We start from the raw sequence: 15,786 nt of genomic DNA, 5'->3' as shown, positions 1-15,786 counted from the left end.
TTTTTAATAAATTCTTATTTCGGATCTTGAACCTGTATACCTGCAGCTTCCTTGGTAGGTAAATCTATCGGACGAATAAATGGATTTCGACATGGAGGCATTTCGTTTCGATGCTTAATGTATGCTCCAAAAATCTTCTGCATGACTTCTGGGTTCTCTCGGCTCACATTCGTAGTCTCCGAAATGTCGTTTTCTAAATCGAATAAATAGTGCTTGTTATCTTCCACATAAAATTTCCATTTCCCACTTCTTACAGCACCCATCCTATTGGCATACCAATATAAATAATCGTGAGGATCTTGTTTTGCGCCTCCTATAAGGTAAGGCATTAGGTTTACGCCATCAAGGTGCGTGCTATCTGGTAATCGCACATCAGCTGCAGCACAAAGAGTTGGATATAAATCCAATGTACTCACGGTTTTTTTATAAGTAGTACCTTCCTGCAATTGCGATGGCCAACTCATGATATAAGGGATACGAATTCCTGCTTCGCGGAAAATACCTTTATAACCTGACAGACCGCCACGTTGCCCCATGATATGATAAGGCGAGTTATCGGGCCACCAATCAGGCACCTTAAAGTGAACTGGATTCATAGGGCCATTATCACTTAAAAAGATAACAATGGTATTGTCTCGCAAGCCTTCCTTATCCAAATAATCTAATATGCGACCCACATTATCATCAATAGCCAAAACCATGGCGGCATATAACTTCATGGCTTCCGACTGAATATGCGCCACACGAGGGCGATCTACTTTTTTAGCTTGTAGCGGTGTATGTGGTGCATTAAATGCCAGATAGAAGAAAAACGGATTCTCTTTATTCTCTTCTATGAATTCGACACATTGGCGTCCGCATCGATCTGTAATATACTCTTCACCTTCTCGGTCTGGACCCCATAAAGTAGGAGTCCAACCACCCTTAGGTTTAGGGTATTGATCCACACCAGCATAACCCCCTTTTTCGTCAGGAAAGTAATTACAGCCTGCTGAAGTTAAGGAGAAGGTTTTATCAAAAGTTGTATTTGGATATCCTGGCAAGTTATATTTCCCCGCTATAGCAGTTACATATCCTGCTTCAGAAAAAGCCTGATTGATATAACGATGCTTTTCAGGTACAATTAGTTTTCTTTCTTTTTGACCGGGTAAATTAAAAGTGTCATGGTTCCATTGAATCCCGAAACGTGTTTGATAAGTTCCTGTTAATAAACCATGCCGACTAGGAGAACAAACCGATGAAGATACATATCCATCCGTAAAACGAATTCCTTCATTGGCCAATCTATCAATGTTAGGTGTTTCGAATAATTTTCCTCCATAACAACTCGGATCGCCATACCCTAAATCATCCGCATTAATAATAATGATATTCGGTCTTCCTTGTTTTTTGTTTTTCTTAGCCTCAGTAAGCTGAGGAGTAAGCAACAAAAGAAATATAAGTAGCTTACAGCTTTGTAGTGCAAATTTGAATTTCATAGTGCTTGATTGCTTATTTAAAGTTTATACCTAGTTTATCACCTAACTTTAAGATATCCTTTTCTCGTAAGTCAGTCGGGTTGTAATTATGCTCTAATTCAAGGGGCAAATAGTAGGCTAAGGACGACCAACCAAAAAATGGGTTCATACCTAAGCCTTCACCTGTTTCAGCATTGTAAAATTCGCGGGTTGCTTTGTTGCCCAAAACCATGTTGTAGGTTTTTAAAGCAATCTCTTTGGCCAAATCCTCGTAACCATAATCCATCAAACCATGACAAATCATATAATTGGTAGGTATCCATGTGTTACCTTTCCAGTTACAGCCTTTTTGGCCTTGGTAATTTTGACGGTAATCAGGCTCCGTCAAAGCATAGGAAGGAACAGGATAAGCTGTCCAAAACTCTTTGGGATTAAGCAAGTGCTCTTCAACCATTCGTTTAACCTGTGCTTTAGAAGCAACTCCTGCCCATATTGGTGTAAAACACGAAACCGATTTTACAAATGTGGTAAGTCCATTCTCTTCGTTTCTATCGTAATAAAACCCCGATTTTTCGTCCCAAAGATGTTTGTTGATTAAAGCCTTTAACTTTACTGCATGTTCTTTATATCCAGCTACATCTTTCTTTTTACCAATTTCTTTAGCGATGATGGCCATGGCTTCTAACTCTCGCACTAGGTAACAGTTTAAATCCACACCTTCACTCTTGCCCAAACAGCGTGTATTCTGATTATCCATGCCACTGTGATCAGAAGCACCCGACCAAGTTTTCATTTGCTTACCTGACCAATAGCATAAACCATTTTTATCCGTATCATACTCAAACCAATGCTCTAAATACTTTTGAGTTTGCTCGTAGTATTTTGCTGCCCAAGTCCAATCGCCTGTTTGTCGAGAACCTAGCACAATTATTTGCGCAATAAAAGGTTTAAAGTGATGCGTGGTTCCAAATGGTCTTGGACCGAAGCAACGTTTGATAAAACCATCGGGATGCTGAATAGCAAAGAAACCTTCCAAGTTATCGAAGTTGAAGTTTGAGATGCCATAATAGGACATATATATATTCTCGAAGTATAAATCCCAATCGTAAAATTGCTCGTAGGCATAACCCGTCAATAATTTTTTGTGGGTAATTGTGGTATCAAGCAGAATACCTTTTCGAAGGATATCTTCGTTGAGTTCACGTAAGCGCATTTTTAGTTCGATTGAATTTACATCAAACTCTACATGCGGTGGAGCAACATACGCTTTTTGAGCAGTTGCATTAATCGATAGAAATAAAACAAGATATAAAACCCAAATATTAATTCTTGAAGTATGCATCACAGTATTTTAATATTAACTACCAGTAGGTTACTGGAATTTATTTTGTTATTAAATGATGATATGAAATTACTTTTGAGTAGATAAAAAGGCCTTAGTACAAACTTAAATACCCTATAGTACACACTTAATTTTGCACTTAATAACACACATTAAACACTGATTAAATGCTCAGTAACATTTTTTATAAAAAAAATACAATTCACTTTTTTATGCAGCTGTAGAAAACTTCTGTATGCAACATTGCGTCTCAAAAAACCCTATATTCTAGTTACTTTTTTATAAGTTTGGGCTTAATGTCAGCATATAGAGATATTTTAAAAATGATTCGTTGTAATAGGCCCTATTTCCAACATATATATAAGAATTTCCTGCTTTGTTTTACCATAGCGTTGGTGCTACTTTTTTTTGTTCAGAATGCGAATGCCAAAAGTTTTAATAAGAGCTCTTTTGCTATAGCTGAATTTTCAAGCAGCAAGGATATCATTTCTACTTTTCGCTTAAGCGAGAAAATGGAATATTTGGGCATGTCGATAACAGTGACTAATGACTCTGTTGATAACACACTTATTATAGATACAGAAGATGAGCTGTTAACTTTCGCCGACTTTCTGCAAGAATTAAAGCAATATCTAAATAACCATCCTGAGCGAGTATTCCCTTTATTTATTAAATTTTGGGGGAATGAATCTGAATTAATAGAACAATTAAAATCGAGTCATTTACTTAATCAAACATTCTTTCAGCCACCTGGAGAACGTTGGCCAAGTATCGAAGAAATTCAAGCGCAACATAAACCGCTGATTATATTTGATGCTTGCCAGAGTAATAAGACAAGCAAATACTTTAATTGCATTCAAAAACACATTGTTGAAATAAAACTTCCTAAGCTATTAAGAAGTAACAATAGCCGGACTATTTATAAAGGAAACCTACACAATGAGCTGTTGCAGGTTAAACGATTTACTAAGGAAAAGATAAAAAGAAATCCTCCTCCTAAAGATTGGTTTAGAATTAGCCTAAACACATTTTCGGTTGATTATTTATTGGAGTGTTGGAACACGATTGGAAAACAGCCCAACTTCATTTTTTATTCGTCGCCTGATTATAATCTAACCTTCCATTATCTAACACAAACCTTAAGCGAATTTACACCCATTAATGGTGAGATTTTGTTGGACGGCAAAATTGCGAATGAGGTGAGTTGGTCGCACAATAAAAATGCACTGACTAACGGCTATTTTAGTTTTCCTAACGATGAAGGGGCATCCTTAAAACTAGCACCCTTTAAAGCAGGTTATCAGTTTACACCTGAGCAGGTGGATATACAAAAAGCACTTAGCAGCAATCAGAATATTCAATTGATAGGGAGCCCTTTAAATATTTCGGAAGGTTTAACAGCTAGTTATAGCTTTAATCATTCTCTTAAAAATCAGGTTGCACCATTTCAGACACATCCTGACTCGGGTATGTTTGTTACAGATAACGAACGCGGCCATGTGCTTAAGCTAAGTAATGGTAACTACGCTACCTTAGATATGGTAGACGCCTATAAAATAGTGAATAGTAGCTTTACCATTTCGGTATATATAAAACTATTGGAACAACAAAATAAAATTGGTCATTGCATTGTTGGTAGCAATACCGAAGGCTACAGAAAAGGCTTACACGCTATTGTTAGATCTGGAAAACCGTTGTTTGGCTTTTATACCAACGACTGCAATGCCGATACAAAAATAGAAAACATGAAGTGGTATCAATTTACGGTTCGCTATAACATTGTTACCGAAGTGCAAAGCATATTTATTGATGGCGTTAAAGTGGGCGAATCGGATAATCACCCTTCCTTTATTGGAGCTAGCGAATTGTTGTTGGGTCATGGTATAAAACAGGATAACTTTATGAATGGTTATCTGGACGAATTGAAAATTTGGAATAGAGCACTTAGCGATGAAGAAATTAATTGGTTAAACCAAAACGTTGTAGAGATACCAGATCCTTCGTGGATAAATATTGACTCAGCTAAAATAATCATTGTTGTTCTGGCAATGTTGTTACTCGTTTTGTTTGTTATTTATCGCATGAAATTAGCCAGGCAGAAACCAATAGCATCTGCTAAACCTACTTATGTGAGTCCTGAGAAAAATGCTATTTACCTATTTGGTAAGTTTATGGTGATAGATGAAAATGGAGAGGACCATTCAGCGCAGTTCCCTCCTAAAATCAAGGAACTGTTTTTATTACTATTGTTCTCTTCATTAAAAAACCCTAGAGGTATTTCAACTTCCGATTTAACCGATGTGCTTTGGAATGGATTTGAACCTACTAAGGCCGCCAACAATAGAGGAGTTACCTTTAATGGATTAAAAAAAGTACTTGCCCATATAAAAGGTATTGATGTAATATTTGAGGATAAGTTTTGGCGATTGATAATAAACGAAGATATTTTCTGCGATTATAAAATCATTAACGATTACATTACTAATAACAATACTGAACTAAGGCAATTGTATACATTAATCAAGCGTGGCGAATTTTTATCTGGCACAAAAAAGGACTGGTTGTTAGATGTTAAATCGAACCTTAATTTTGATTTAACAGACCAACTTTTAGACTATACCAAAGAAAACTACAAGGCTAAAAACTTCGATATAGTATTGGAAGTAGTGAGTTATATCTTTAGGCTCGATGATTTGAATACGCAAGCTTTACATTACCAATTAAGTTGTTTAACCAAGCAAGGAAGTGGTAATAAAGCCACGTTTTTATTCGATAAGTTTTGTGAGAAATACAATACTGTTCATTCCAAAAATTACGAGTACGATTTAAAAGAATTCTTACATATTAATGTAGACGAACTTTGGGCTAAATAGATAAGTGATGTACTTTAATATTCTCCACTGCTGTAAATGGGTTCAATATTGTTATTTGCATTCATTTTGCTTATTGCGCGAGTTGCTACCTTAAATCCGTACATTTTGAGCAAATGTTAAGCGGATAACTCTGCAATACACTTTGATAAAATGTAAATATGAAAAATAATCGCTTGATACACGATGTACTTTTACATTTTAAGGTGAAACAACTCGGTACAGCTTGTTCTTTTGTAATTTTTGCGATAAAACACCTTAGTACAAGCTGTACTTTTACTTTTTAACACTAAAACACATTGGTACAACTTGTACTTCTACATTTTGAGCGTAAAATGAGCCATTACACTGGTGTACTTTGCATTTTCAGAAAATTCGCAGGTACACGTTTGAATTGGAAAAATGAGTAATAAATAGACCAGCAAAGATTTGGTTTCAATTCCAATATTGGTACAATAGTAATATTTTTGATAGGTATAGAAACAAAAAGAGGTTGCCTTGATGACAACCTCAATTATGTTTATAGTAATTATACGCTTATTCAACCTTAATAATAATAGGCTCTGATTTTACATCTCCTGCGCTAACAATAACTTGTACTGTTCCACCCGATTGAGCTGCTTGAATGATACCTAAGGCTTTACCTTGGTGTGTTATTAAATGATTTTCTTGATGACTTTGTACATTGTATTCCCAGCCATTATCTACAGCTATTAAACTTCCTGCACCAGTTACTTCAAATGTTACATCCACATCTTTATTCGGAATTAACACTCCATTTTCATCCTGCAAATTCACTTCAATATGTGCTACATCATAACCATTAGAATTCATAGTGCGAACATCTGACTCTATGGATATCTTAGCTAACGAACCTGCCGTTTTTAAGCTGTACTCATCCACTACTTGGTCGTTATTATAACCTACAATCTTTAATTCACCTTGAGTGAAAGGAACTAACCATTTAATAATATGGTCTTCGTTATCGTTTACTTTTTGCTTACCAAAGCTTTTTCCGTTTAAGAATAACTCGGCTACCTCACAGTTGGTATACCCCATCACAACAACATCTTCATTTGCCTCGTAATTCCAGGTATTATCAATATCGTACCAAGTCCATCTGCGTAACCAGTCTGTGCGCAACTGAATGGAGAAACCTTGGTCTTTATCATACTGAAACTCTGACTTAGATAAAGCGGCTGTACCAATATAAACCTTAGGATCATCTTTCCAAAGACACTCATAAAAATGACCGCGTGGAGTTTTAAAACAAGCAAAATCGAAGAACGAAAGATTTAAACCTTTACGTGGGAATGGTCCAGCTTCGCCCATATAAGCAATGCCTGTCCAAGTAAAAATACCTGCCACAAAATCTCTATCAGCAACCGCTTTCCACTCTTCCCAAGTACCATTATTTTCCGAACCCAGAATCTTAAGATTTGGATATTGTTCGTGCGCACCGTCATACTCCACCGCTCTATAATTAAAGCCTAAAACATCAACAGCCTGTCCTAGTCCGCTGGTTAAACCCACAACTGGTAATACGCTACCGATGGTTACAGGACGCGTAGTATCTAGCTCCTTAGTCCAAGCCACCAATTGATTTGCAATAACCACCAACGAATCAACTTCCGGGCTTAGTTCCTCAAACACCTTTTTGTTGGTTATAGAATCGTAATTGGGGATATGCTCGTAATACTTAACTTTACCATTTACTGTATTATAGGTTTGTGAATAGTAAGGGAAAGTCCACTCAATTTCGTTTCCAATACTCCACATAATAATTGATGGGTGATTAAAATCACGTCGGATACAATCCTTTAAATCTCTTTCGCCCCATTCGTTAAAATACTCTGAGTAACCCGCAGCGAATGAAGCTGGAGCATCGTTAGCGCCTAAACGCGTAGTATGTTTGTCTTTATCCTGACTCCACTCGTCGTAAAACTCAGCATCCACCAACATACCTAGTTCATCACATAAATCTAAAAACTCGGGAGCATAAGGGTTATGGGCAGTACGAATGGCATTACATCCAATACTCTGTAACTGCAACAGTCTGCGTTTCCAAACATCAATGGGAACAGCAGCTCCCACGGCACCCGCATCATGGTGTAAATTCACTCCTTTAATCTTTACTGACTTCCCGTTTAAAAAGAACCCTTTATCAGCAGTAAACTCCGCCGTTCTAACACCAAACTTTTGTTTTACATTATCTAATAAAACATCTCCCTTAAATACTTTTATGTGAGCTGTATATAAATGAGGATTTTCAATATCCCAAAGCTTTGGTTGTACAATATTTAGTTTGAGTTTGGCAATAGCCGATTTGTTTAATTGAATATTCTCGTTTATTGTTGCTACCTCATTACCTTCTTTATCTGCAATAGCCACCTGTACTTTCAACTCTTTTACATCTTCTATTGATGAAGCTAGCTCAGTACTAATAACAACATCTGCACTTTCGCGGGTAATTTTTGGTGTGGTTATGCGAACGCCCCAATTAACAATATGGGTGTTGGCTTTTTTTACCAAGCGCACATTTCTATAAATTCCAGAACCAGTATACCATCGTGAATCTACATAATTAGTATGATCCACCTGAACTGCGATTACATTCTCTCCTTCAAAGTTTAAATAAGGACTTAAATCGTAGGCAAAACTGATATAACCATTCGGTCTATAACCTAACAACTGACCATTAACCCAAACCTTAGAACGGGTATATATTCCATCAAATTCAATGCTTATATTTTTATCTCTATCAGAATCATTGAGCTGAAAACTTTTACGATACCAGCCAATGCCTCCTTGCACAAAACCTGTACTACTCGCTGTCTTTCTGTACTCATTGGCCTGAACGGCAGTAATGTTAGATGGTAAGTTACTATCATTGGTCGATTTTCTTACTTCGCCAGGCTTGGTTACGGCTAATGGTTTTTCGTAACCAATTTCTATACTCCAATCGTGTGGAAGTCTTAACTTACGCCATTCCTCATCGTTATAATCTGTTGCCGAAGCTTGTTCTACATCGCCCAAATGGAATTTCCAATCATCATTAAAATCAATGGTTTCTCTGGCATCCTGAGCTACATCAGCACAAGACATCATAATTAAAGCCATTAAACCTGCAAACAGTATCTGTTTCATTATCGTTAATTAAGTTACGATTATTAAGTAATATTATCTTTTAAAATCAATACTGCTAATATAACAATGAATTTACGATGACTCAAGGGGATATTATCCATCTTTTTGGGTGGGATTTTAGTTAAAATAAAAACTAGAGCCTGTTCTCTTAAATTTCAGAGCGACCGTACGGAGTTTTCAGAACGACCGTACGGAGTTTTCAGAACGGGCGTACGGAGTTTTCAGAACGGGCGTACGAGTTTTTCAGTACGGGCGTACGAACATTTCAGAACGAGCGTTCGGAGATTTCAGAGAAGGTATTCGGAAGAATATGCAAGTACTGACTCCAATCTTTACTGCTCTAACTTTATTCTCAAGTTACATGCGTGTCCGCGATGCACACCATTTACTGTAATGCCTAATGCGCCAAACAAGTATATAGGAATATTACCTTCGAGTAATAGTTGAGGACGTTCTATCTTATATTCGGTATACGTACCATCTTCTTTTAATATTTTACTGGGTAATACTTTTGGGTGTTTAGCTTGTTTCCAATCGTAACCATTGTTAGATTCCATTAATGCTAAAGCGCCTTTGTCACCCGTAAATCGCCCCTGAATATCAGTTACTATGGCATAATATTTTCCATCCTGACTCCAAACAAAAGGATCTTCGGCAATCATATGCTCATCTTCAGACCCTTTAAGTTCAAAAATGGTTTCATCATGTTTAGTAAACGGCCCCAATGGATTATCGGCAAAGGCAAGCATATAACGAACACGGTCGCCTTTTGAAACCTGCCACCCTGCACTACCATTCATATCCACTGCTTGCCACCCGGCCTGTTTACCTACCGCTTTATACACTGCAAAAACACTTCCATCAGGTGCTAAATTTATCGCCGGATTTGATGTCATTAAAGCATCTGGTGCTTCCGCATTACTGGCCACATCAATCACAGGCTTATCTAGGCGACGCCATGGTCCTGCAGGTTTTTCGGACCAAGCCACTCCAATACGTTGATTATTGCGATATATCCACCAATCCTTATTTTTCATAGAAGTAGGTTGCTTTGCAATTACATCGGACGTAGAGCCCATATAGTACAAGTAGTATTTACCATCCTTTTTAAATACGGTAGGATTATGCGTTGTGGTTCCATCCCAAAACCCTTTTCCGCGAGCAGGCAAGGCTACATTTACATGTTTATACGGACCTTCGGCTTTATCTGCTATAGCATAAGCTACTTCGGAATGTGTAACCCACGCCATATGCCCAAGTTCATACGGCCAGCGAGAATAATACATATGATATTTACCCTCTTCGCCTTTTACAACCGATGCGCCCCAAATATGATACTCAGCATCAATAAACTTGCTTTGTTCATTCACCGGTTGCACCATGGCTCCTATGTTCAGGTGTTTATTTTGTGCTTGAATATTTATAAACGCAAAAATAAAAAGGCAACTCAAAAATATTTTAATACAAACACAAGCTATATGCTTTTTAGTTATAGTGAGAATCATTTTCGGCAGGTACATATTTACTTATCTTTTATTACAATCCTTTGTATTTAAACCAATCAAATTTAGCTATACGCTTACTTTCTTCGCCAGAAGAGGTAGCATACATACCTACATAAACGCCATTAAACTTTTGCGCTACTTCATCCGACACTACTGTATAATCTTGCTCAACACTAATGGTTTTTAATTCAGCTTTGTTTTCTCCATAATAAAACTGCGCTTTAATACCATTTACTTTTACACTTAATACAACTTCGTCTTTTTTGTAAGGAACTGTGGCCATAACTTCCGATTTAAACTCACCTACATTACCCTGTTGCAAGGTTTTTAAAAGTACAATCGAATCATTCGTTTTTAGCAGTTGATAATGATTACCATGGCGACGATAAATAGCTAATCCAGCCTTTTCATTTTCTTTTTTAGTTTTAAACGATAACTGAGTAGTTGCTTCGTATGCAAAATGACGTGTGCGCTGCGCTATATAAGATGGATTAACTAGTTCTGACAAACTGGAAGGACGTAACTGAATTTGCATCTGCCCTTCTTTTTGCTGATACCAGGACTCCTTAGGCGAGCGTAAAAAGTTCCATGCTAAGCCCAACTCGTCCCCGTTAAACTCATCCAATTCTATTATTTTAGATACTGGACTCCATGGTAAAGCAGGTCGCTCTTGTTCTAATTGTAACAATCCAATTCCAGGATTAATAATTGGTGTAAGCCCACTCTCCTGCTGCGTCATCTCTACTTTAGCCAAAAAAGTTTCACGCGCTAAAGTCACAAAACCATCTACCCGACGTTTAGCTAACATTACAATCCACCAATCACCATTTTGCGTTTGAATTAAATCGGCGTGACCTGTTTGGCCAATCGGATGCGTTTTGCCTAAATGGCGATGTGTCATGATGGGATTGGCATGATTAGGAATGTACGGCCCCCACAAATCTTTACTATTAAAAACTGTAACGGCATGATACTCGCCAGTACCACCTTCTCCAATTAAAAGCAGGTACTCGCCATCAATTTTATACAGATGCGGTCCTTCTGCCCAACGCGCATTGGAGGCATGACCATAAGTAAGCTGTTTTTTTTCTCCCAGTAACACCCCTTTATCAGGATCTATCTCTTGCATCCAAATACCGTTTTTGCCAGGCCACTCCTTTTTCGTATCATCTATAACCCCGGCTCCTGTATAATAACAACGTCCATCATCATCCCAAAATAAAGAAGGGTCAATGCCTGGCGCATCCTGAATCCACATTGGGTCGCTCCAAGGCCCTGCAGGATCTTTAGCTGTAATGATAAAATTACCCTTTTGTCCCACCATGGTTGTTATAATGTAAAATGTGCCTTTATGATGTCGAATGCTTGGTGCAAATATTCCGTTTGAATTTCTTAATCCATCCTTATATACTATTTGGTCAGGACGGTGCAGCCCATGTCCAATCTTTTCCCAATTCACCAAATCTTTACTTTTATGAATAGGTAATCCTGGATACCACTCAAAGCTAGAGTTAACCATATAATACGTATCTCCAACTCTACAAATAGAAGGGTCAGGATAAAACCCGGAAAGAATGGGGTTTTTAAATGTTGTAGGTGCCGTTTGGGCGAAAACATTGGTTGCAATAACTAAAACAACAACTAAGTGAATAACTTTTTTAACCATGATTATTTTATTCTTGTGATTTTATTTGATTTTCTTTTTCAATACGTTGATACTGCTTCTGACTTAATCCATGCTTATAGAAAAAGGCAGGATCTAAACGGTAATATTCATGATGCTTCATTTCTGGATCGTCAACATCCAAACCTAAATCGCAATCGAAACGCATCAATATACTTAACCCATGTTTCCACGAAAAGGCTGGTGCCAAATGAGAAACGCCCCAGGTAATTCCCCTTCCATTTCCATTACTATTAAAAGCATCAGGAACATATGGCCCTAGCGCTCCTGGCATTAACTCAACAATAGAAGCTATCTCAAAATTAACTCCATCTTTGGCATATTGAATCGTAAAATGCTCATTTCCATCTTTAAGAACCATTGCAGCCATACCCTCTTTAAATGGAAAGCTTCGGTTTGTTCATTATCTTTCACTTTTTGGTCTCCGCACGATTGAATTATTACCGTAATCAGGGCGATTGATATAAGTGATACAAATCTGCTCATATTGTTTTTGTTATAATTTACTAATATTTAAACCATTTGAAGCTTCTTATTGAATATGTATGTTTGCAATAGATCCGTTGTTATCTGATCTAAAGCTGCCTTACCTTTATTTAAGGAATGCTAAGTTTAGAGAAATCTCTTAACTATCGCTTTATTTGATATTAGAAATATATAAACACAGTAATTTACCCCCTCGTTTTAACGAAAAAGCAGACTATCATTTTTTGTAAGAGCCGATTAATAATTCTGGAAGTTCCGAACTCTTTCATTTAAAAAGAGTAATGTTTACTTTTGTTATCTAAAGAATTTAAGAAGGATAAAGCCTTCGTCATAAAACCATACCCCTTAGTTACCATCAGGTTAAAATAAGGGCAACAAATACAAGTGAAAGAAAATTATAGATATGCAAAAGGTACAATTAGGTAAAACGGAAGAAACAATAAGTATCATGGGCATGGGAACCATGTACTTTGGTACTAAAGTGGATAAGAAAACTAGTTTTGAATTACTAGATCGTTATGTAGAAGTAGGCGGTAACTTTTTAGATTCTGCCAATAAATATGCGAGTTGGGTTCCGGGTTTTAACGGAGGAGAAAGTGAACTCCTTTTAGGAGAATGGATGAAGGCGCGTAATAATCGTGCTGATATGTTTATTACTTCAAAAGTAGGCTTCCCTTATGAAGATATTCCGCGTACGCTTAAAAAAGAGGTTATAATTTCAGAATGTGAGCGTAGCTTAAAACGCTTGGGTGTTGATACTATTGATTTGTTTTTTGCGCATGCCTACGATGTAAATACTCCCATTGAAGAAAGCATGGAGGCATTTAATTTATTAAAAGAACAAGGAAAGATTCGTCACATTGGAGGCAGTAACTTTCCTTCGTGGAGGTTGGAGCAGGCCAGTAACTGTGCACAACAGAATGGTTGGGACTCTTTTACCTGTTTACAACAGAGACATACTTATTTATCGCCTAACTTAAGGGCTCCATTTGGAAATCAGCTACTGATTACTCCTGAAATAGAAGATTACAGTCAGGCCAATGGTTTAACCCTAATGGGCTATTCTCCTTTACTTTCGGGAGCTTACTCTAAAGATGATGTTGAAATACCCTTACAGTACCAAAGTGCTATTGCTGATTCTCAGCTAAAAACACTTAAAGAAATTGCGCAAGAGCAAAACTGTAGTTCTAATCAGTTGGTATTGGCATGGATGTTACATAGTGTACCACAGGTATTGCCTATTGTTGCCGCTAGCCGTATGGAACAACTCAACGAAAACCTTGAAGCAAAAGACATCGTGCTTTCTGCAGAGCAGATGGAACGTCTTAATACAATGGCTTAAAAAAGTTTATTATATGTTTTAGGTGCGATATGATTTTTCGCACCTAAAACTTTTATTTCTCTTTAATTCAACCGTTAAGGAAGTGATAAACTATATTCAATTACATTTCCATCAATCTGTATTTCTGCCACTTTTGCCATTCCATTTCGATGATTGTATGTTTGATTAGGAATATGAATTATAGGCTTACTTTTGCTGAGAACTTTTAATTGTATACCTTCATTTCCCTTCATTAATCGAATAGTGTTTGCACTGGAGTTTACTTCTGATTTTGTTTCCCCATCATCCACTAACATGGGCCAGGTTAACTTGGTATTTCCTTTAACACCCACAATGCTATCTTTCACAAACGCTACATTATTTTCTATCGAAATAGTCTCCTGAATTTTAACAGAATCAGTGAGCACATAAACCACTTTAAAGGCCACTCTATCCTTGCTCTCCTCTAACACCTTAACTTCAGTAGGTTCTACTTTTTGCTGAGCCAAAGATATCCAATCTCCCTCATTGTTTTGCCAGCTTGGTCCCAAAGCAATACTTGTTCCTTCTTGGTTCCACATAGCTGCTATTCCATCCGAAGGCCCAAGCTGTGGTGATGTTCCTTTTAGGTGAACTCTTAATATTCCTGTAGGATTGTATTTCTGATCACCTTTAGTATCGTATTCAATATAGCTTCCGTTTAGGCTTGCAAAAACTTTATGGAAGGACTTAACTGGTAAAATGTATCCACCCATATCTGCCGGACAAATACCTTCATCAATATTTGCAGCAAATTCATAGGCCTGCGCTAACATTGAGGTGGCTAGCATATTGTACGTACTATGGGCGGTGTAGCTCTCGTAGCCTTGTCTTTTTTCTATCGGAAACTTGTTCTTTACCGCATAACCTGATCCATCGGGTCTGATCCATCCTTTTATATTTTGTAAAGATAACATGGCTGCTCTTTTAAAAGAACCTGCAATACCGTCCTGCCCAGCCAACTTATATTGCTGTGCAAAAATTTCAAACAACATAGCTTGTTCTGCTTCGTTCCAAATGTGGTGCGTACTTCTATATCCTGTTGGAAGTTCTCCTGTTGGCGATTGCATAAATAAGGACATCCAGGCACCTTTTGTCATGTTATTGCTGTAATAATCTAAATGCTCTCCCTGATAACCTAAAGCCAGCATTCCAGTCAAGTAATGCCTCGAAAACAAATCATAGGCCAATGGATCTCCCCACTCCTTATACATTCCTTCAGCTGTAATATGCTTCTTCTGATGATGCAAACATGTATCAACGTAATGAACATCGGTAAAACCTTCTTTATACCTAAGAAACTCCCCTGCGGCATGTACCAAGTTCCAGTTCATACTATAATTACGATGATAAGCATAAAACTTTTCTGGCTTAATTCCCGCAATACTCTCGGTCCAGTTTTTCAATCGGGTAGAATCAGCAAAACTCTTTAGATGACGATAGGCAAACAAAACAGGCCAAGTAAAAAAGTCGCCATGATTACCTGGTGCCCATTGATTTTTCAGATGACCACAAGCATTATCTAAAGCTTTCATACCACTCTCTATTAACGCAGTATCTTTTGTATAACCCGACGAAGCTAAAACAGAAACGCTATGTGCATAACAAGGCGTGGTATAGTACAACTCCTTTTTACGAACTGGGTCTACTATTCCTCCCTTCTCATTCTGATATGTTTGCATCACTTTTACCTGACCTTCAATCACTTTTAGGTAATCATTTTTTGTCAGTCCGGTTGTATTCTTAAGCTCTGCATGTTTACTACCCTCTGTAAATGCTGCTATTTTATCGCTTAATAACCATGTTTCAATACTATCTTGTTCAACTAAAAAGCGAATATTAGTTCCTTCACTACCTCTTTCGCATCCTGCTGAAAGTGCAACTAAAAGACATAAAAATGTAACTATTTTGAATAATTGTATTCTCCTCATCTTA

9 protein-coding genes are annotated in these 15,786 nt (G+C 37.4%); 2 read left to right on the top strand and 7 right to left on the bottom strand.

Features of this window, described 5'->3' with window-relative positions; translation table 11 throughout:
* Positions 1 to 14: 14 nt before the first annotated feature.
* Together A8L32_RS12700 and A8L32_RS12695 are read right to left on the bottom strand one after the other, a co-directional pair.
* Positions 15 to 1,478, bottom strand: a complete 1,464-nt coding sequence (locus A8L32_RS12700) for a sulfatase family protein (RefSeq protein WP_066631061.1) — start codon at positions 1,476 to 1,478, stop codon at positions 15 to 17.
* Positions 1,479 to 1,491: 13 nt separating this feature from the next.
* Positions 1,492 to 2,799 (bottom strand): amylo-alpha-1,6-glucosidase, encoded by a 1,308-nt coding sequence (locus A8L32_RS12695; RefSeq protein ID WP_066631059.1) that lies wholly within the window; start codon positions 2,797 to 2,799, stop codon positions 1,492 to 1,494.
* A 395-nt stretch (positions 2,800 to 3,194) separates the two neighbouring features.
* Here A8L32_RS12695 and A8L32_RS12690 point away from each other — a divergent pair, with 395 nt between their 5' ends.
* The gene (locus A8L32_RS12690) at positions 3,195 to 5,672 is read left to right on the top strand and encodes a LamG domain-containing protein (RefSeq protein WP_158027239.1); all 2,478 of its coding nucleotides are present in this window, start codon (positions 3,195 to 3,197) and stop codon (positions 5,670 to 5,672) included.
* 534 nt (positions 5,673 to 6,206) lie between these two features.
* On the opposite strand, the gene A8L32_RS12685 is transcribed toward A8L32_RS12690, so the two are convergent.
* The 4 genes from A8L32_RS12685 to A8L32_RS12670 form a co-directional block, all read right to left on the bottom strand.
* On the bottom strand, positions 6,207 to 8,816 hold the full coding sequence (locus A8L32_RS12685) for a glycoside hydrolase family 2 TIM barrel-domain containing protein (RefSeq protein ID WP_066631055.1): 2,610 nt from the start codon (positions 8,814 to 8,816) through the stop codon (positions 6,207 to 6,209).
* A gap of 332 nt (positions 8,817 to 9,148) precedes the next feature.
* Positions 9,149 to 10,198, bottom strand: coding sequence for a glycoside hydrolase family protein (locus A8L32_RS12680; protein ID WP_143525093.1), 1,050 nt, complete (start codon positions 10,196 to 10,198; stop codon positions 9,149 to 9,151).
* Positions 10,199 to 10,352: 154 nt separating this feature from the next.
* Entirely contained in the window at positions 10,353 to 11,987 is a 1,635-nt protein-coding gene (locus tag A8L32_RS12675; RefSeq protein ID WP_066631052.1) for a glycoside hydrolase family 43 protein, read from the bottom strand.
* Positions 11,988 to 11,994: 7 nt separating this feature from the next.
* Positions 11,995 to 12,375 (bottom strand): glycoside hydrolase family protein, encoded by a 381-nt coding sequence (locus tag A8L32_RS12670; RefSeq protein WP_066631050.1) that lies wholly within the window; start codon positions 12,373 to 12,375, stop codon positions 11,995 to 11,997.
* Between the two features lie 519 nt (positions 12,376 to 12,894).
* Between A8L32_RS12670 and A8L32_RS12665 the strand changes: the two genes are divergently transcribed.
* Positions 12,895 to 13,833, top strand: a complete 939-nt coding sequence (locus A8L32_RS12665; protein WP_066631048.1) for an aldo/keto reductase — start codon at positions 12,895 to 12,897, stop codon at positions 13,831 to 13,833.
* Between the two features lie 74 nt (positions 13,834 to 13,907).
* On the opposite strand, the gene A8L32_RS12660 is transcribed toward A8L32_RS12665, so the two are convergent.
* Positions 13,908 to 15,782 (bottom strand): hypothetical protein, encoded by a 1,875-nt coding sequence (locus A8L32_RS12660; protein WP_066631046.1) that lies wholly within the window; start codon positions 15,780 to 15,782, stop codon positions 13,908 to 13,910.
* Positions 15,783 to 15,786 lie beyond the last annotated feature (4 nt).

Source organism: Labilibacter marinus, assembly GCF_001659685.2.
Lineage (GTDB): Bacteria > Bacteroidota > Bacteroidia > Bacteroidales > Marinilabiliaceae > Saccharicrinis > Saccharicrinis marinus.
The sequence above is the reverse complement of the archived record's forward strand: the minus strand, read 5'-3'. Positions and strand labels throughout refer to the sequence as shown.

What these genes read in the sequence shown, in the direction of transcription:
- A8L32_RS12700 (WP_066631061.1), bottom strand. Translation starts at nt 1,478, where the DNA reads ATGAAATTCAAATTTGCACTACAAAGCTGTAAGCTACTTATATTTCTT.
- A8L32_RS12695 (WP_066631059.1), bottom strand. Translation starts at nt 2,799, where the DNA reads ATGCATACTTCAAGAATTAATATTTGGGTTTTATATCTTGTTTTATTT.
- A8L32_RS12685 (WP_066631055.1), bottom strand. Translation starts at nt 8,816, where the DNA reads ATGAAACAGATACTGTTTGCAGGTTTAATGGCTTTAATTATGATGTCT.
- A8L32_RS12680 (WP_143525093.1), bottom strand. Translation starts at nt 10,198, where the DNA reads ATGGTGCAACCGGTGAATGAACAAAGCAAGTTTATTGATGCTGAGTAT.
- A8L32_RS12675 (WP_066631052.1), bottom strand. Translation starts at nt 11,987, where the DNA reads ATGGTTAAAAAAGTTATTCACTTAGTTGTTGTTTTAGTTATTGCAACC.
- A8L32_RS12670 (WP_066631050.1), bottom strand. Translation starts at nt 12,375, where the DNA reads ATGGCTGCAATGGTTCTTAAAGATGGAAATGAGCATTTTACGATTCAA.
- A8L32_RS12665 (WP_066631048.1), top strand. Translation starts at nt 12,895, where the DNA reads ATGCAAAAGGTACAATTAGGTAAAACGGAAGAAACAATAAGTATCATG.
- A8L32_RS12660 (WP_066631046.1), bottom strand. Translation starts at nt 15,782, where the DNA reads ATGAGGAGAATACAATTATTCAAAATAGTTACATTTTTATGTCTTTTA.